Origin of the sequence: Alteromonas sp. BMJM2 (assembly GCF_027257845.1) — a bacterium.
In the GTDB taxonomy this organism is placed as follows: Bacteria; Pseudomonadota; Gammaproteobacteria; order Enterobacterales; family Alteromonadaceae; genus Alteromonas.
In genome coordinates, this window is the sequence record NZ_JAPVOT010000015.1 from 19,929 (window position 1) to 38,253 (window position 18,325).

10 protein-coding genes are annotated in these 18,325 nt (G+C 41.1%); 7 read left to right on the forward strand and 3 right to left on the reverse strand.

Annotated elements, in window-relative coordinates; translation table 11 throughout:
- The first annotated feature begins 43 nt into the window (after nucleotides 1-43).
- From O9X84_RS14735 to O9X84_RS14745, 3 genes are all read left to right on the forward strand, one after another.
- Nucleotides 44-3,043, forward strand: coding sequence for a BNR-4 repeat-containing protein (locus O9X84_RS14735; RefSeq protein WP_269520461.1), 3,000 nt, complete (start codon nucleotides 44-46; stop codon nucleotides 3,041-3,043).
- 14 nt (nucleotides 3,044-3,057) lie between these two features.
- Nucleotides 3,058-3,573: a hypothetical protein gene (locus O9X84_RS14740; protein ID WP_269520462.1), complete on the forward strand. Its 516-nt coding sequence runs from the start codon at nucleotides 3,058-3,060 to the stop codon at nucleotides 3,571-3,573.
- A gap of 456 nt (nucleotides 3,574-4,029) precedes the next feature.
- On the forward strand, nucleotides 4,030-6,855 hold the full coding sequence (locus O9X84_RS14745) for a family 78 glycoside hydrolase catalytic domain (RefSeq protein WP_269520463.1): 2,826 nt from the start codon (nucleotides 4,030-4,032) through the stop codon (nucleotides 6,853-6,855).
- A 105-nt stretch (nucleotides 6,856-6,960) separates the two neighbouring features.
- Here the strand turns inward: O9X84_RS14745 and O9X84_RS14750 are convergent, their stop codons facing one another.
- The 3 genes from O9X84_RS14750 to O9X84_RS14760 all read right to left on the reverse strand — a co-directional run bounded on the left by O9X84_RS14750 (nucleotide 6,961) and on the right by O9X84_RS14760 (nucleotide 11,875).
- Nucleotides 6,961-8,649 carry a glycosyl hydrolase family 28-related protein gene (locus O9X84_RS14750; protein WP_269520464.1) on the reverse strand — a complete coding sequence of 563 codons (1,689 nt, stop codon included), beginning with the start codon at nucleotides 8,647-8,649 and terminating at the stop codon, nucleotides 6,961-6,963.
- 506 nt (nucleotides 8,650-9,155) lie between these two features.
- Entirely contained in the window at nucleotides 9,156-10,025 is an 870-nt protein-coding gene (locus O9X84_RS14755; protein WP_269520465.1) for a hypothetical protein, read from the reverse strand.
- 380 nt (nucleotides 10,026-10,405) lie between these two features.
- Entirely contained in the window at nucleotides 10,406-11,875 is a 1,470-nt protein-coding gene (locus O9X84_RS14760; RefSeq protein WP_269520466.1) for a hypothetical protein, read from the reverse strand.
- 704 nt (nucleotides 11,876-12,579) lie between these two features.
- Here O9X84_RS14760 and O9X84_RS14765 point away from each other — a divergent pair.
- From O9X84_RS14765 to O9X84_RS14780, 4 genes are all read left to right on the forward strand, one after another.
- Nucleotides 12,580-13,506, forward strand: coding sequence for a ParA family protein (locus O9X84_RS14765; protein WP_269520467.1), 927 nt, complete (start codon nucleotides 12,580-12,582; stop codon nucleotides 13,504-13,506).
- Nucleotides 13,503-14,633, forward strand: a complete 1,131-nt coding sequence (locus O9X84_RS14770) for a ParB N-terminal domain-containing protein (protein WP_269520468.1) — start codon at nucleotides 13,503-13,505, stop codon at nucleotides 14,631-14,633. The genes O9X84_RS14765 and O9X84_RS14770 overlap by 4 nt, the downstream gene beginning before the upstream one ends.
- A 407-nt stretch (nucleotides 14,634-15,040) precedes the next feature.
- Entirely contained in the window at nucleotides 15,041-16,750 is a 1,710-nt protein-coding gene (locus tag O9X84_RS14775) for a purine-cytosine permease family protein (RefSeq protein ID WP_269520469.1), read from the forward strand.
- 75 nt (nucleotides 16,751-16,825) lie between these two features.
- Nucleotides 16,826-18,256 (forward strand): sulfatase-like hydrolase/transferase, encoded by a 1,431-nt coding sequence (locus tag O9X84_RS14780; protein WP_269520470.1) that lies wholly within the window; start codon nucleotides 16,826-16,828, stop codon nucleotides 18,254-18,256.
- Nucleotides 18,257-18,325: the final 69 nt, after the last annotated feature.

Below are 18,325 nucleotides of genomic sequence, written 5' to 3' on the forward strand. Positions count from 1 at the left end.
AAACTATCACATTGACTATTAACTATCTTGAGCTAATAAACTTATGAAATGTCTAAAAACATTGTTAGTTTCAACTACTTTGTTGGGTGCCTTTACGCTAAACGCTGAAGTAACCCTTGAACAACAAGTGAAAATTACAGATGAAGGGCTGCACTTCGATGGCAGAGACCTTGATTTTTCTAACGTGGGCACACCCGACACGGGTGAGGAATACGACTTTTTCTTTGGTCGAAACATCTCTGCACACGGCGACGCGGTAAAGACGTACAAGCATTACGTCTTCATGACGTGGTATAAGGGCGGGAAGAACGAAAGAAATGTAATGCTTTCTCGTTACAACACTCTCAACGGCGAGCTATCAACTATAGAGTTCCCACATAGACACACGGGTTTCAGGGGTGATCCTCTGGTTGGTGAATCTCACAATACTATCGGATTATCGGTAAGCCCGATAAATGGCACCATCCACATGGTGTTCGATATGCACGCTTACGATAATAATAATCACGGCGGTAAGTTCAAAGATGATTTCTTTAGGTATTCATACAGTATTGCAGGCGCTGCCGAACTGTCACATTCAGACTTTACCTTAGATAAATTTGTTAAAGATACCAGTGAGGTTAGTCAGGGAGACAATGACTATAAGCACCTCACCATGACAGGTGACCTCGGCGATAAAGGAAATTTTGCTCGTCTTACCTACCCTAAATTTTTTACTACGGTAGACGGTACACTGCTTCTTTACATGCGCTTGGGCGGCAATAATAACGGCGCTTATGTTTTCAATCGCTATGATGCTGAGACTGAAACATGGTCAACATTCACTAAATTCAACGAAAACAACCAGAAACTTAAAGGAAACCCATACAACTGGGGCCTTTATGGAAACATGAAGTACGTGAATGGTAAGCTTCGCGTTGGGTTCCAACAGCGAAGCAACGATAATTCAGATAAGTATAAATACCAAAATGGTGTTTATTACGCATACTCAGACCATCCAGATGGTTTCGGTGATTGGAAGAATCACAAAGGTGAACCAATGACGTGGCCGCTCATCAATTCCGATGAAATAAAGGTATTTGAGCCAGGCGACTACGTAAGTCATACCGATGCCAACTCGGTTTACATTGTGGGAAGCTTTGACTGGACGGTTACCGAGAAAGGTGACATTCATATTATCAGTAAAGTTCGTTCAACAGATCGCAGCAGACCTGATTACGAAGAAGTCTATATTCATTCATATAAACCAGCTGGCGCTGAAGATTTCATAATTAGTACTGACTTTACGGGCGCAAGCGAGATTTATACATCTGGCGACAACGTTTATATTGTAGGGTTAGAGGGTGGTCGCCCTTATGTTGAAAAAGCGCAGGGTGGTACCAACAATTTTGTTAGAGTGTATGAAGCCAGCGATGGACCAACCTTTGATCATGGCACGCTGTACATAAAGGACGGTAAAGTCTACTACTACCTTATGGAGCGTACGTCTGGTAACGCGATGCCGCTTTATCTTCAAATCATTGATTTAGATTTAGAAGGTGATGCTAATGCCCCAATTGTATCCTTTCCTTCTCCTTCGATGACTGTAGAACAAGGTTTTGAGAAATTGAGCCTTAATATTTCTGCTGAAAGTCCTGTTGAAGTAAGAACTATTCAATCTGTCACGCTTTACATAAACGATGAGCTAGTGCGAACAGACGATTCGCTACCATACCTGTTTGGCCATGGCTCCAAGCCTCATGAGACAGGTGCAATGGGCTGGCTAGATACGCACGAGCCAAACCCCTCCCCTCTTCCTGCAGGTCGCCATATTTTCAAAGCCGTTGCGGTAGATAGCGAAGGTGATAGCGCTATTGCAACAATGGTACTGAACGTTAATTCAAACGCTCCAATAGTTTCATTTCCGCAAGAGAGTTTGGAAGTAGAAGAAGGCTTTGAAAAACTCAGTCTTACCATTAGTGCAGAAAGTGCGATTGAAGAACGCACCATAGAGTCGGTGTCTCTTTATATTGATGGCGAGTTTGTAAGGACGGATACTTCCCTTCCTTACCTGTTTGGCCATGCCTCAAAACCACACGAAACTGGTGCGATGGGCTGGCTTGATACTCATTCTCCGAATCCCTCGCCGCTAACTTCTGGCACCTATGAGTTTACTGCTGTTGCTATAGACAGCGAGGGTGAAGAATCTGCGGCGTCGATGCAGTTAGTGGTGAAAGGAGAGCCTGAGCCACCAGTTGTTACATGGCCTAATTCAACCGTGACTGTCTATGAAGGTTATGAAAAGTTAGCCATTACTATTGATGCAGAATCACCTGTTGAGGGCCGTGATATTCAGTCGGTTACTCTTTATCGAAATGGCGAATTAGTAAGGGTAGATACCCGCCCAGTCTGGAATTTCGGGCATTCTCATGCGCCATACGAGTTTGGCGCCATGGGGTGGTTAGACCGTCATGAACCCAACCCCGCACCTTTAAGCGTGGGCACTCATACGTTTACCGCTGTAGCAAGAGATAGCGCAGGACTTGAGACTGAATCTGATATGACGTTAATTGTTCTCAGTTTGCCTGGACCTTCAGTGATGATTAACGAAAGCGACATTTCACTGCTTACTGAATATCAAAATCTTTCTATAACGGCAGACGCCTCTACCGCGAATGATGACACTTCTCTGGTTAGCTTAGCGCTCTACATTGATGACCAATTGGTAAGAGAAATCTACGAACCTCCATTTGAATGGGGATCCGATGGTTATTCAAATGAATTACTTGAGCTGTCGGAAGGTTCGCATTTAGCACGCGTTGTCGCCACTGATTCGAACAACATACAGTCCGATTCAAGCATTTTTATCAATATTGATTTACTGGGCGACCTAAACAAGGACTCAATAGTAGACAAAGCCGATACAAGGCTTTTCACATTAAAATTACGGGCGGGTGAAATTATGGATATCCGCTATGACTTTAATGGTGATGGCGTTGTAAATAACAGAGATACACGCGGTATTATTCGTCGTTGTACTTATTCTCGCTGTAGCTCTAATTAAAAGGAATAACGAAAATGAAAATTGCGAACTTAATACTTATTATTGGTTTAATGATGTCCTTTTCATCAAAGGCATCGCTCATTACCTTTTCAAGTGATTCATCGTCATACTCAACTGGCGATTTAATAGAGCTAGAGGTGTTTATTAACGAAGCTAATCCAGCAATAGATAATCTTGAGTTTCTATGGGAGTTTGACTCCAGTCTATTTGCGTTTGAAATGCTTACTATTACTGATAGTGTTTTTGATAACGCTTATTTTGACGATGCTTTTGCCTCAGGGGATGAATTGTTACTTCAGTTAGGACTGTTTGCTGATTGGGATAGCTTCTTAGGTACATCGTTTACATTAGGAACATTCAGCTTTATTGCGTTAGAAGATAACGTGACATCGCCTGAACTTATGTTAATTGACATGTTTGCGCAAAATTTTGACGGAGATGATATAAGCGCAACATCGGTGCCTGCCCCACCAACCTTGGCAATACTTTGTATTGCAGGGCTTGTACTTCTTAGAAAACGAATGATGTAAACAAAAGTGCTCAAGGTTTAAAGCCTTGGGCACTTTCTTATTTTTTTCAACTTTGTTTTTTACTCATAAGGAGACTATGACCACTTATGCACATATGCATTTATCCCTTGAAAATGGGGTAACAGATGCTAAGCAAGACATCAGAGTATTTATAGCGGACAACAAACGTTTATTCGTCCAAGCCTAAAGGACAACCCATACATCACTCAAAGCCGTTCGCGAATATTTCCGCAAACCACAATCAATCACAATCAATCACTTTAAGTCAATTATACTTCTCCTTATTCACGTTAAATGCTAACCTCTAAAAAATGTTATCAAAATGTAAGATAAATAATTTTGCTTAACTATTTTTTAGAATTAATAAGGTTGTTTGATGTGAGAGCTTTAACAGCAGAACGAATTAGAACATGTACATCGACGTGTATTGCCGCATTGATATTGAGTTTCGGGCTCATGTCCTGCTCAAGCGACACGAGAGAGGAAATAAACGTCGTTGATGTTAAGGCCAGTAATTTATTGGCAGAAGGCATTGAAACGCCATTAAACGTCCATAACAGCCAGCCAAGGCTGTCATGGCACGCTAACGTAGTTACGCAAAGTGCCTATCAAATTCAAGTTGCAAGCTCTGAATCAAACTTGCTAGCGGGTACTGCTGATTTATGGGATAGCGAAAAGGTTATCTCCCGGCAATCGTTGAATATTCCGTATAAAGGCAAAGCGCTGAGTAGCACCGATACTGCTTTTTGGCGCGTAAGAGTGTGGTCTCAAGAAGATACAGATACCTTACAACAGTGGAGTGATGTCGCTCGTTGGGAAATGGGCTTAACACAACCACAAGATTGGAAAGCAAAGTGGATACAGGCTGAAAAGCAAACAGTGGCTAATACCAGTGATGCATTAAAAAACTGGATGCTGTATGCGGCCAATATTCATAAAAACGCCAACGATAGCTTAGCTCAAAGTAAGCAAGAGACTCAAGAGCGTGTATATCAACAACTGACAGAGCAGCCTACTGCTGGCTTGTTTCGCAACAACTTTGTAATACCAAACGATAAAACAATCGTCAAAGCACGCTTGCATAGTACTGCTGCCGGTTACTATGAAATTTTTATCAATGGAAAACAAGTTGACGATCGTATCGCAGACCCCGGACAGACAGACTACGATGAGCGAATTTTATATAACACCGACGATGTTTTGTCTTTGCTAACCAACAAAGACAATGTTATTGCCGTGCATTTAGGCAGTGGTTGGTACGACGAAAATATAGCGTTTAGCAAGTGGAATAATCCAGATGCAGCACACAGTAATGGCCCGCCTCGTTCGCTGTCTTATGGGCAACCTAAATTTATTGCTCAGCTAGAGATAAGCTATGCTGATGGGTCGAAACAAATTGTTGCTTCTGATCAAAATTGGCTTAGCCATGCTTCCCCCGTCTTAAAAGAGGGGCTTTTCTCAGGTGAAATGTTTGATGCAAACCTAGCTATTGCAAACTGGAAAAGCGTTTCACAGCCTCAAAATTTAGCACATTGGAAACCGATTCAGGTATTAGGTGAATGGCCGACAAAACAACTTACACCTCAGTTGTTACCTCCCATCCGCGCTGTTCTAGAGATGAAAGCACAAAAACTCTTTAATCCGGAGGAAAAGGTATGGGTGTTGGATTTTGGTCAGAACTTCACCGGTATCCCCACCTTACACTTAGACAAACTTAATTTGCGCCCAGGCCAGTCTATCAATTTGCGTTATGCAGAGTGGGCAGATGTAGATGGTAACATCAGTCAAAAAACTGGTGGAGGTGCCCCTTTATTAAAACAAGTAGATACATATGTTGCTGCTAACAACGCAAATCAAAACCAACCCAATACATGGTCGCCTGTGTTTACGTGGCATGGTTTTCGTTATGTTGAAATAACTGGGTTAGATACGCCACCGTCGCTTGATGCAGTGTCGGCTCATTTAGTCAGAAGTGATGTTGAAAGAGTGGGAACGTTTAGTAGCGCAAATCCACTCGTTAATCGAATTCACGATATGGCTCTGTGGAGTTATGAAAGTAATTTGATGGCAGTACCCATGGATTGTCCCATTCGAGAACGCGCAGGTTGGACTGGTGATGCTCATGCTGCACTAATTACAGGTAACTATAATTATAATATGCAAAATTTTTGGGATAAATATTTAGGCGACTTTGAAACATCAAAACACGAAGCACCTGCGGTTGTGCCCGGTAAGCGAAGTCATGGTGGTAAGTTTGATTGGGCAGCAGCAGAAGTGATGATTGCCTGGGAACACTATCGACATTATGGCGATTTGCAAGTGTTAGCATCACAATATGAAAGCATGATTGAGTATATGACAGCCGGAGAAGCCGTACTTGACAATGCGTTGATACGAAATGACCGCTATAGTTACGGCGATTGGTGTGATCCAGTTCGTGAGCCAGGCATGGGGCGAAAGCGTTGCAATTCAGAATACACACCGCCAGTAAAAACAAGTTCTGCGCTGTTTGCTCATTCAGCGAATATCATGGCGAAAATTTCCACTTTGCTTAATAAGCCTGAGAAAACACAACATTTTAATCAGCTTTTTGACGCGATTAGCCAGCAGTATCATCAAGAATTTTATAATCCAGACACTAACAGCTATGGTAGTCAAACCGCAGATTCCTTGGCATTACAGTTCGATATAGCGCCCAAAAAGCTCAGACAATTCATCGCTGATGCGTTGAATAGAGACGTCCTTGAGTCTTGGAATGGCCATGGTTCAGTGGGTGCAATTGGACAGACTTACTTGTATAAGTCCCTCAGTGATTATGGACACGGTGATACTGCGTTTAATATATTTACCGCAAAAGGTTATCCCGGCTATCAGTGGCAATTTGATACGTTGAACGCGACCACATTATGGGAGCGAAAAGGCGTGTTAGATCCCAGTTTAGATCCAGAGCGTCGCAATGCCCCGGGGCGTTCATTGAATCACCCTTTTCATAGTGGCTACGACGGTTGGTTTTACGAAGGTTTAGGCGGTATCCGTCTGTTGGAAGACAGTGTGGGTTATCAAGATTTTGAACTACGTCCCGTGTTCCCCAGCGATTTAAATTCGGCTGAAGTAGAGTACACAACAGGTTATGGTCAAATAGAGAGTCGTTGGGAACGGCAAGATAATCAGATTACTTGGCACTTTAGCATTCCCAATAATTCAACTGCCTATGTGAGCGTCGAAGGCAAAGAGAAAAAGTTATACAAGAGCGGGGACTACACGATGATTATTAGTCAATAATCTCATTATACATTAACAAGTTATAGTCAACCGCGAGAAGTGTTTGTTAGAAAGCTAAGGTTGCAATTTAGATGGCCCAAGGTTTAAAACATTGGGCCGTTTATTTTATTCTTTTGACCTTTGTTGTTTCTGGTATTCATAAAGAGAAGGGATAGCTACCCTTGAATTTATCTGCTCAATATGTGGAGAAGGATTATGTTCTATTTCGAACTTTCTATTTCCATATATTCCAATAACTCTCGCATCAGGCCCCTCTGTTCGCCCCAGAATTCTTACTGTTTCATTACTATCTGCACCACTTTCAACGAGTATCCTAGAGTTCCAGGTTGTGTTGTATCGACCATGACCGGGTTGCCAGTACCCTGCCCCACCACCAAACCACAAATCGTAGTATGGGTCATTTTCATCACGTTCTGTTTCTATATGGAACGTCATGTTGTCGTACAGGTTCTGATGGTTGGCCCCTGCATGCTGATCTAGCGTAGGCTGCGTAAAACCCTCACCTCGCAAAAATACACTTTTGGTAGATTTCGTATTGATGCTAAATGTGTGAACGGTAGGATTCATAATTTTTGCATCTTTCACCAGAACGTTGTGCACGCTGCCAAGGTGAATTCCGTAATGCCCAAATCGTGAACCGTAGCTGTGTATATTCGATATAGTCACGTTACCGCTATTTTCTGTCAAGATAGCGCTATCGGCATTGTTAAAGCGAATATCTCTTACCCAGCCGTTGAAAACACCCGTTAGGTAGATCCCATTAAACCCCTGTTCGACATGATGGCCATAGGTATCCCCCGATGGAAATTCAATCGATAGTCCCTCAATGCCAACTTCATCTAAATGCTCCCATGTTGATAAGTGAGCAGGAATATCCTGGTTAATGTCATGCAAAAGTGGATCTTTTATCTCAACTGTATTTCCGCGAACTGATTGTATTTGAGTGGGTTGCATTACAAGAGGGCGATTTGGAAAATTAAAATGGTGGGAGCCAATCACTTGGTCTGTTTCGCCATAAATGGATTCAATAATGCCGCCTTGTTCACCGTCTTTGTTATGCCAGTCGATTCTAAGCACGTCTCCCTCAGAAATATGTGAAGCGTCGTTAAGTTCTAATAATCGCTCTCCTCTTCTCCCGTTTTTAGCAATAGTGATTACTTGAGGTTCTCTATCTAACTCTTCTAAGTAAGGAACGGGCCGTGTTCCTTCTTTTTGGACCCATATCACACCACCTGACCAAGAATATTCCGAAAAGTAGTCATCTATATAAATTTCAGCGTCTCGTTGTTTTTTATTGTGAAGTCTTAGGTACTTTCTTAATTCATCTAAATTGGGGGTTTTATCAATAATCGAAAGGGGCATTGGGAAGTAGAGTTGAGTTCCACCAGCCCCCATTCCCTTTCCGCTAACGGTGATATTTCCACGATTGATTTTGATGATATCCTTTACGATAAAGCGACCTTTAGGGAATGACACTGTTACGTGCCCTTCAATAGTATTTGCATGTGTTATCGCACGCAGTATAGCTTTTGTATCATCTCTGTTGTCATTTGGAATAGCGCCAAAGTCTGTCACACTTAAATTTGTAGTAATACCGTTGGAGGGAATCTGTTTATCTCCAAAATGATATCCTGCGTATGAGTAGTCAGGAAGATATACCTTCGAAGAGCTTATTAGACTTTCTGCATCATTTGCGGTGTTTGCTGTTGACGAGGCGCTTGTTGATAAAATAATTGATGATATTAATACACGTATAAATACATCAATGTAGATTCTATTATTGGAAGTATTCATTATTAGAAGAAGCCAGTTATTCTCAAGATTTGTTTACAATATATTCACAAGCAGTCAGAAACAACCAGTTTTAGTCAATTGATATCTTTCGATGCTGTATCTTAGTCTCACGCCACATATAAATGTCCACGCTGCTCAGCTGACTTGCTTTATAGCTCACCAATAAAAATGGTTGTAATGGCGCAGCCATATAATCTTCCTTTATCTAACATCTATGTATCATCTAATGTCTGCATCAAAGGATTGTAATGAAATCGATTGTCTTTTGTTTGTCATCAACGGCCATTACTGCTCAGCAATGGAGCCTTATGTACTCATCAATGGAGTTAATATATTCATTTGTTCACGTCTTAATTTGTATATTTGCTGGTTGTACAATGGAATACACTGATCTTATTAAGAATGAACGGTTTTTACCTAGCACATATACGATTTACGGCTAATTTTTTATCAAGAAGTGTTGAGTAGGTTTGAGATTTAGTTAGGTGGGCGTAGAGGGTAGAGAATTAAACTCTGCCTAGCCTCTTTAAGTCTTTGAGGTGTTGAGCTGCTTCTTGCGGTGTTTTTGCGGCTTGGACCATATGAACTTGCCGTGAGAGGCTCGTAGAGGGTATTGTTTTATTGGCGAGTGTTGAGAGCTTAGTAACAAGCCCATTCAAAGATGTCACTGTAATTGAAAATGAATGCACAGCCAAAAACTTTAGCACCCCGTTAGTGAAATCAAAAGCGATAATATTGAGTTTCTTTAGGGTATTTAGCACTCGTCTTACTGTATTTTGAGACCAATTGAGAAAATGAGCCAGAAAAGGAACCGTTCTGCAAACTTGCTGCCTGCCTTTTTCGATATTCCATTTATGTTGATTGGATAGGTAGCCGTGTAAGATTAGTGCTTTATGCACATGCTTAGATCTATTTCCAGACAACATGCTGCAATTTCGTTTAAGTTGGCCTACTTGTACTTTAAAAAAGGTAATTATACGTTCTTGAGCTTTAACTTTCTTATTTCTCGCTGCTGTAAGCGTTTTCTCTAATTCATGAGCAAACAACAACGCATAGCTATTATCGCCTATCTTGAGATGATGAGCGATATTATCGTAATACGGATGATAAGACCCTTGTTCTCTGTTCTGCGGTTCACTTTTAATTAAGAAACCTTTGGCTATTAATGAAGACAACGCGGTTCTCACTGCGTTAGGGGAATAGCCCACTTTATTGCAGATTGCTTGTGTAGTTTGTTTAAACAAGCGATTGTAAGGTTTTAGCTGGCAAGCAAAAAAAGCGACGTGCGAAAACACAAAGGATTCCGTGTCCGTTAGTTGCTCAAATTGCCCTGACGACATAAAGAGAACATCGTCGTACTTGCTATTAGAATTCATCTTTTTACCAACAATAAACGTGATTTGTTGATAAAAAACGCGTTAGTGGTTGACCTGATCTGGTAAACCGCTAAAATTAGATGAGTAACTGCTTCGAAATAGTTACATCTAAAGACCCGTGCGGTGCGCCAACACTTCACGGGTTTTGTTTTTTTAGCGCTTCTTATCTGTCCATACTTCTACATGCTCTTCATTGAGCGTCTAAAGATTATATATTTTTTTATCTATCACTTTGATGGATGTAATCTTTATATGAAAGGTAAGAGAGATCAAGCTGGATCGCGATCTATTTATGATCTTTCTATAGATTCGATCCAAACGCTAATGGTTGATTTTACTCAGTTAAAGATTCGATCCAATTAAATGTGGATGATATATAGCTAGCGTCGATCGTCTAGTTTTCCCAATATATGAAGTGCCGACATATCACGCCTAAACGCGATTACTGAAGAACCCTGCTCTGGTGAATAGCCAATATTAATCAAATAGCCTTGTACTGTGGCTCGGCCATATTCAACAACAAGTTCTCCCTTACGTTGTTCGGAAAGATAAGTTGTTCCCACCTGTTTGGCTATCTTCGTTGCCACTGCTTCATCAATCTTCGCTTTATAAGATGGATCAGCGTTAGCCATAACCATATTCGAGAACTTGCGTTTAAATTCATTTAAACTTGAAGATGGGGCTACAGACTCGCGAAGTTCATTCCACGCGTATAGCTGTTGAGCTTGTCTACCTGTAATTAGATGTTCACGAGCCCAAAGCCCAAATAGAATTTCTATTTCATTCTTAGTGGCAAAAACATCGCTGTCGATGAGTAACATATCATCAAGCGTGCGTTTTGCTTTAATAGCTGCGATGATATTTTTCACCGTTGACCTGGGGAACTGTATTACGGCTGCCTTTTTCTCTACACTCTTTGAGTCTTCATAAGTCACGATTGCTTCTAAGCGAAACAATTTGTAATACATCTCTATATCGATGATAAAATCTTTCCTACTGTCATAGAAATCTCTCATATCAAATGTAGTTGCAGAAATCCTCTGCATCGATTGAATGGCGTTACCAATATAGCCGCCGGCAGATGCTTCTGAAATGGGTATATCTTTTGCCATTGATATTAAAGGTTCTAGGGGTAGAGTGAAGGTTTCTCCAATGGTTTCTGACTCGTCAATCCGCTCTGAAATGTGATTAATTAACCAAGTAATTGCGCTAGCGTAATAGCTCATATCAGGAAGATAGATTAATCTCCCCTCCTCCGCTCTAGCAGTTATTCGTATTGGCTTAGGCCTACCTTCTTCTCTTAGCTTTATACTGAGCGAACTGGTTTTATCTTTTCGATTTGTGCGCATTGCCTTAACGAGGTAGCGAACTATTTGCAGCTCTATAAATCGTGTTTTATCGTCGTAGCGTTCAATATTAATCGTTTCAACAGTGCTTGAAGATACTAACTGGAAGTTGTCAATATCGTGGTCTTTGTTGCTTGATTCTGCTGAGGCTATTAAATGGCCTTTCGGTACGACGAGCTTAAAGAGTTTTCCTCGGCGCTTTTTGATTGGATCCGTTGTGATAAATTCACTGACAATTAAACCTTTGTTTTCCAACTGTACAAGATGATGCCGAACATTGGATAACTTACGATTCATTTTTTCCGCTACAAATTCCAAGCTTGCGGTAAGTTCTTCAATATTCTGAAGTGAAATAAAAATATCTGAGGCCACTGCACTTGACGTTGGTGAAATATCTAGAGAGCTGCATACTCTCATGAAAACTTTAAAATCAAAGTCGTCCGACACTGAGACTAAAGGAGCTTTAAATCCATATTTTTCTGACAGCTCAAAAAGTTCACGCACGTTAAGTTACTTCCTATAGATTTTAATTACGCAGTAGATTCGATCCAAAGGTTATCTGAGAATAATTTCCTTGTCTATATTTACAATCGCCAAGTAATACAAAGCTGCTTTTAGTGATTCCGTCAAATATTAGTGAGGGGGAGCTTTAACTTATTATCGGTAGGTTTCCGCAGGCTGTTTCCGCGGGAACATTGGCCTTGAAAAACAGTTAAACTCAATAGCGACACCCACCCTAGCCACGTTTTAATTTAGTTTTAATTATCGGCAACGGTATATGCTACCTCTCTATCAGACCAGCGCATATTCTAAAGCATGTAATCATTATTAACGGCACTCGCAATACATAGCCTTATGCTCTGATGTGACGAATTCTGAAGTAGGCATCGGTTCTAACTTTTATCTTCCCCGCTCAAAGCTTCTAATAGTATGCTTTTTGGCATTTCATGGATGACTGTACCCGCGGAAACATCGTTTGTAGAAACGACTGCAGACCAATAAAAACAAGGGCCATAGAGACAAATTATTTAATTTTTATTAAAACTATTTATCGTCTAAGTATGTCGGTTTCATTCCATTTTGTATCGCTACCTTTGTATTTCTATGACATAAATAGTCATAATAGCTATCGTTTTAAAGATTCGATCCGAGACATTAGGTATTTGCCATGTCAATATATCTTAAAGTCCTGAAACAAGGTTATGCTAATGTCGAAAACAGAGTTGTATAATGGAATGCGTGTTCTCTCCAGCTATCACAGAAAAGGTGGTGTGGGTAAAACCTTCTTAGCTTCTACAATCGCTTATCTACTGGCCACTGGTGGTCCAAATGGAAAAGGGAAGAAGCGTCGCGTTTTAGTACTAGACTATGACTCACAGCAAGATTCGTCAAAAGCGTTTTTGAAAATGGACGCAATTCCAGGCGATGATGAATATGCTGCACCTCTTCATCCTGAGTTTGATGATATAGATGACCCAGAGTGGAGTGGTAGAAATACCAGTACTGATATTTTATTTAACTCCCCGGTGTATGAATATCCTACGGCTTTCGAAAATATAAAAGTCTTACCCTCAGAGGGCAACGTTGACAGGGTATTGGCGCTTACTCCTGAGTCAGACAGATTAGTATCAAAAATAACAGCTCACATGCGAGACTGGTTTTCTGTAGAAGACCTCGCTGATGATTACGATATCGTAATTGTCGATAACCCCCCAAGTAAATCGCCGGTTTCCGCCGGAATGCTTGGTGCCGCAACTCACGTAATAATTCCTACAGAACCTGAATACGACTCGATAGACGGCGTGCCTATGCTTTTAAACCGTATAGATCGTATTAACGAAGACCGTGCTTCAAGCCCATTAGAAATTATAGGAGTCGTTCCTAACAAAGTTCCAAGCAAATCTCGTTTAACGCAGAAAGACGAAGTTGCGCTGGCCAAACTCTATGATAAAGATGGTCCTACGGGTAAGCATATGAGTCCATTTTGGTTACAGCAGCGAAATTGTTACCGAGTAATGGAGCGCCCGTCGGTTGACGAGACTCACTTTAATTATGTTTATAACCATCATGCGAAAAGTGAAATGCAGAAACTTTATACCTTGATTGAAAACAGTTTATGGGGAGATAAGGCATGACAGCCAAAAAGCCAAGAAGTAGAAGAGTTGCCAAGCCAACGTCTCAAGAAGATCTCATAAGTAAATATCAATCTGGCGAAGGGGTCTCTAAAAAGTCTCAACAAATGCTCGATGATTTAAAGCAACGAGATAAATCAAAAGAGAGTAGTGTTCACGACGACCCATTGTTTAAGACTTCTTCTGAAGTTGATAGGGTGTTGGTCGACTATATACAGCCGCAGTCTGACAATCCTCGTTATCTACCGGTTAAGTTTGCAAAACGCGATGATGCAGAGTCTATTGCCTCTTTGACCGATTGCGTAGTATGCGAAAAGGATATCATCGAAAATAGATTGGATAAAAGTAACCCAAGATATGAAGCTGTAAACGCAGAGATTGAGGAAATAAAAGGCTTGGCTGAAACGCTGAAACACAGTGAATTAATTCACCCTATTGCTGTGTGGCGCAAAAATATGTCTGATTACGCTATCGTGGCTGGACACAGACGTTATTACGCAATTCGATATCTGTATGGTGGCTTAATTAAGGTAAAAGTTAAAATTTACGCAGAGAAGCCTAAAAATATTAGCGTTTTGCGCCATATTGAAAACTTTTCACGTAATGACTTGACGCTTCCTGACGCATTAAGCAGTTATTCCAATGCTGTTACAGAGCTAGAGAGCATAGAGCAGAATAAGCTTGAAACGAATCGAGCTTCAATTGTTACATCGTATTTAGGGATTGGCCGCACTACTTTCTATCGATATGACAAACTTCATGACTACAAGCTGCATGTGATGCCTTTGTTAGAAAATAGAATTGTTGAGTCGTTGAGAGGACTTTATGAGGAAATTATTAAAGCTGAGGAAAAGGGGAGGGAAGAGGTAGAAAAATATCTTGTAGAACTTTTTAGCGATGGAAAGTTTTCAAAGTATTTGCAAGCCCCCACTGTAAAGAAAGTAGGAAGAACTAAGCAATACATTTCCTTGCCTAAAGTCAAAGTTAGCCAAACTTCTGCTATTAAAAGGTTATTAAAAGAAGATGTAACTCAGTTAGAATTGGGTATCGATTGGGATAAAGTAGATTTTGATGATCCTAAGATGCTCGAGGCTGCACTCAAAGAGCTAATTAAATCGTTGACTAAATAGCATCGTTATTTCCGCGGAAACACTTAAGCTATATATCGCTGCAGCCTTTATTTTTAAAGAGCTGTAGTGATTTTGATTTTCAATATAATTATCTCGATAAATTATAGATTACATCATTTTTCGTATTCGATCCGTTGACGGGTTTTTTCGATTAAACAATTTTTCTACTAAAAATTAGTTCAGTATCGCTATTCTCTCTTTCAGGTATCCGACCGGGCTGCACGAAGCCATTACATTCGTATTTTATTATATAATGACAATTTACCGCTATTCATAATACGAAACATCTTGATAACAATTCTGTTGATTGAAACTTACAATTAAGTCATAATCGCTCAAAAGTAATCATCTTTACTTCCTTTTAAGCGGCTTTAATTAAAGCCTAAAACGAGAATAATGGAGGAAATGTGTCGAGTTCAGATGAGTTTGAATCACAACCAATAAGCCCTACTAAATTACAACCAGCTCGCGCATTTGCAGGTAGCTATGCGGGAGAACATGTAGCCGGAACCGAATTTGTCATTGGGGCGCTCTTCGTGTCCTGGGGGGTAGGTGCAGGAGATATATTACTCGGCCTACTGCTCGGTAACTTGTTAGCGGTTTTAACATGGGGGCTTTTAACAGCGCCAATTGCCACCGACACGCGTCTTACACTCTATGCTTACTTAGAAAAAATAGCAGGTAAGGGCACGATTAAGCTTTATAGCGTAGTAAATGGAATTCTTTTCAGCGTGCTTGCTGGCGCAATGATTACAGTGTCAGCATCAGCGGTTAGGATTTTATTAGATATTCCTCCACAAGTAGGTTGGCTTCCTTCTGACTTCCGTTTTGTATTAGTCGCACTCTTTGTGGGAGCAGTTGTCGTATTTATGGCTGTAAAAGGATTTGAAAAACTGGCTGCATTTGCAGAGGTTTGTGCTCCTTGGATGATCTTAATGTTTATTGTGGGCGCTTTGTTTCTTCTTCCTGCCCTAATAGATGCAACGCCAGGTATAGCCTCAATATCTTCATTTTCAGATTTTTACACCATTGCAAACGAGTCTATTTGGATAAAAACAAGTGATGATGTTGGTTTTTGGCACGTTGCTGCTTTTGCATGGGTTGCTAATTTAGCCATGCACGGCGGAATGGGTGATATGACGTTACTCCGTTTCGCTCGATATTCAAAGTATGGATTCTTTTCAGCGCTGGGCATGTTTATTGGTCATTACATGGCGTGGATATGCGCAGGTATTATGGGGGCCGGTGCTGCAATAATTTTGAGTACAGCAATAACCAGCTTAGACCCTGGTGCGGTAGCTTATCAAGCGTTGGGAACATGTGGCATTATTGCCGTAATTATTGCGGGTTGGACGACTTCAAATCCTACTATTTATCGCGCTGGTTTAGCATTTAGTTCGCTAAACCCAAAGTGGGGCAGAGAGAAATCAACAATCGTCGTTGGTGTTGTCACTACCATTATTGCCTGCTTTCCCTTCGTATTCTCACAGCTTTTGGGGTTTGTAGGAATTATGGGATTAATGATGGCACCTATTGGGGCAATCATCGTTGCAGAGCACTGGTTGTTTCCTAAAATGGGACTAACGCGCTATTGGTCTAAGTATAAAGGAAACACTACAAACTTTGCTGCAATTATAACTTGGCTGACAGCACTTGCCCTCAGCTATGTTCTTGAACAGTCAGGTGTGTTTCACCTTTTCTTTTTACTAATCCCTATTTGGCTATATTCAACGGCAACATACTGTTTATTGGCCATTGCCATGGGAGCTAAAGAGGTGTATCCGGCATCGGCTGAAGCAGAAAGACTTGAGTTAGGTCGAAAACTTGAAGAAAAAGCTTATCTGGCGAACTTAACACCGAACAATTCAGGTGGCGTACGCAGAAAAATGCCATTTAATTTATTAATAGCTTCTGTTGCCGCTATTGCTTCGCTAGTGGCTTGCCTAGTCATAGGTGTGATGGCGTTTCTAGATGGCGATAATAGCTATCTGCACACACCGTTGTTAGTCGCTACCATCATCTATTTTGTCACCGCAACGTACGCGTATCTTGCTAACTCCAATAGCATTGCTGTCGAGAGTAAAGCCGGTGATATCTCTGCAGTGTCTGAAAATTAGTTTCCAAAGTAGGGCTTCCCCTTTAGCCTCCGTGGGCTAGAGGGGCTTTTTATTTATTATCGAGGGCTCTTATAGATGAAATCTTTGCTCGTAATCTTTTTTATTTTTTTTTGTTCTTGCGCTGCAAGTGCAAGTGCTGACAACAGCGGTACTACGAATTCTCGGCCAAATATTTTATTTATACTTGCTGATGATCACCGCTGGGACCTTTTGGGCTCAAAATCGTCCATTGTCAAAACACCAAACCTTGATGAAATAGCCAGTGAAGGGGTTTTGTTCGATAACGCTTTTGTTACTACACCGATATGTGCGTCGAGTCGAATAAGTATATTAACTGGCTTAACGGAAAGAACTCATGACTTCACCTTTGGACGCCCTGCGACTGGTGAAGTGGAGTCGTCGAATATGTATCCGGCGTTACTCAAAAATGCAGGTTACAGCACAGGGTTTGTCGGCAAATACGAAATAAAAATCTCTGGTGCTGATGAACAGCGTTTTGACTACTTTAAACCATTATTACAATCGAAAAAAAATGAGTGGAAGGGAAAGCAAATACCTCAAACTTACTACATTCAGAACTTAGCGAGCGAGTTTATTGAGCAAGCTTCTAAAAAAGATAAACCGTGGGCACTTGCTGTTAATTTTTGGAATCCTCACGCCCACGATGTTGATAAAGAGGAGCAGTTTCACTATCCAGCTGAATTTGAAGATATGTACTCTGATAGAACAATTCCTCCTGCGAAAATGTCTGATGATGCAGTCTATGAAGACCTACCAGACTTTTTAAAATCATCTATGGGTCGAATTCGATGGAAATATAGGTTTTCTACCCCTGACATGTATCAACGAATTGTGAAGCGCCATTATCGGGCAATCAGCAGTGTTGATAAAGCGGTAGGATCTTTAAATCAACTACTTAAATCTTTGGGCGTGGATGACAATACAATAATTATCTACACCGGCGACAACGGCTATGCACTCAATGAAAGGCAATTAGCTGGGAAGTGGTTCGGGTGGGAGGAGGACCTCCGCGTTCCATTGATAATTAAAGACCCGCGCATTAAAAAGCAAAAGGAAGTTAGTGAGATAGCTCTGAATATTGATATCGCGCCTACGATCCTGGATATTGCTGGCGTTGAAATACCAGACTCATATCAAGGAAAAAGCTTAATTCCTCTTGTCGGAAGTGAAGAAGTTGTTAATTGGAGGCAAGAGTTTTTCTTCGAACACATGTACCAACCAAAGCGCGCCCCAATACCACCGATGTACGGACTAAGGACATCAAACTGGAAACTAGTCAACTTTTACAAAAACAACTATGTTCAGCTTTATGACTTAGATGAAGATCCAGGAGAGACGAAGAACCTAGCTTATAGCGATAAGTACGAGTACCTAAGAGATGCTCTCCTTCAGCGAGCTGACCACTACATTGACAAGTATGAAGCTGCTCGTAGCGAAGAAGTTAGAAGTCGAAATGATTTCGAAAATGCGATGCCTCCTCTTTAATTTATTCTCATGCTCACGTTGGTGCTCGTTGCGCCAGTCGTGAGCTGACTCTTCTTCACGAAGTGCCAA

Bases quoted from the DNA above. Each gene is read 5' to 3' on its own strand.
- O9X84_RS14750 (WP_269520464.1), bottom strand. From the start codon at position 8,649: ATGAATACTTCCAATAATAGAATCTACATTGATGTATTTATACGTGTA.
- O9X84_RS14770 (WP_269520468.1), top strand. From the start codon at position 13,503: ATGACAGCCAAAAAGCCAAGAAGTAGAAGAGTTGCCAAGCCAACGTCT.
- O9X84_RS14780 (WP_269520470.1), top strand. From the start codon at position 16,826: ATGAAATCTTTGCTCGTAATCTTTTTTATTTTTTTTTGTTCTTGCGCT.
- O9X84_RS14765 (WP_269520467.1), top strand. From the start codon at position 12,580: ATGTCGAAAACAGAGTTGTATAATGGAATGCGTGTTCTCTCCAGCTAT.
- O9X84_RS14745 (WP_269520463.1), top strand. From the start codon at position 4,030: ATGTCCTGCTCAAGCGACACGAGAGAGGAAATAAACGTCGTTGATGTT.
- O9X84_RS14735 (WP_269520461.1), top strand. From the start codon at position 44: ATGAAATGTCTAAAAACATTGTTAGTTTCAACTACTTTGTTGGGTGCC.
- O9X84_RS14755 (WP_269520465.1), bottom strand. From the start codon at position 10,025: ATGAATTCTAATAGCAAGTACGACGATGTTCTCTTTATGTCGTCAGGG.
- O9X84_RS14740 (WP_269520462.1), top strand. From the start codon at position 3,058: ATGAAAATTGCGAACTTAATACTTATTATTGGTTTAATGATGTCCTTT.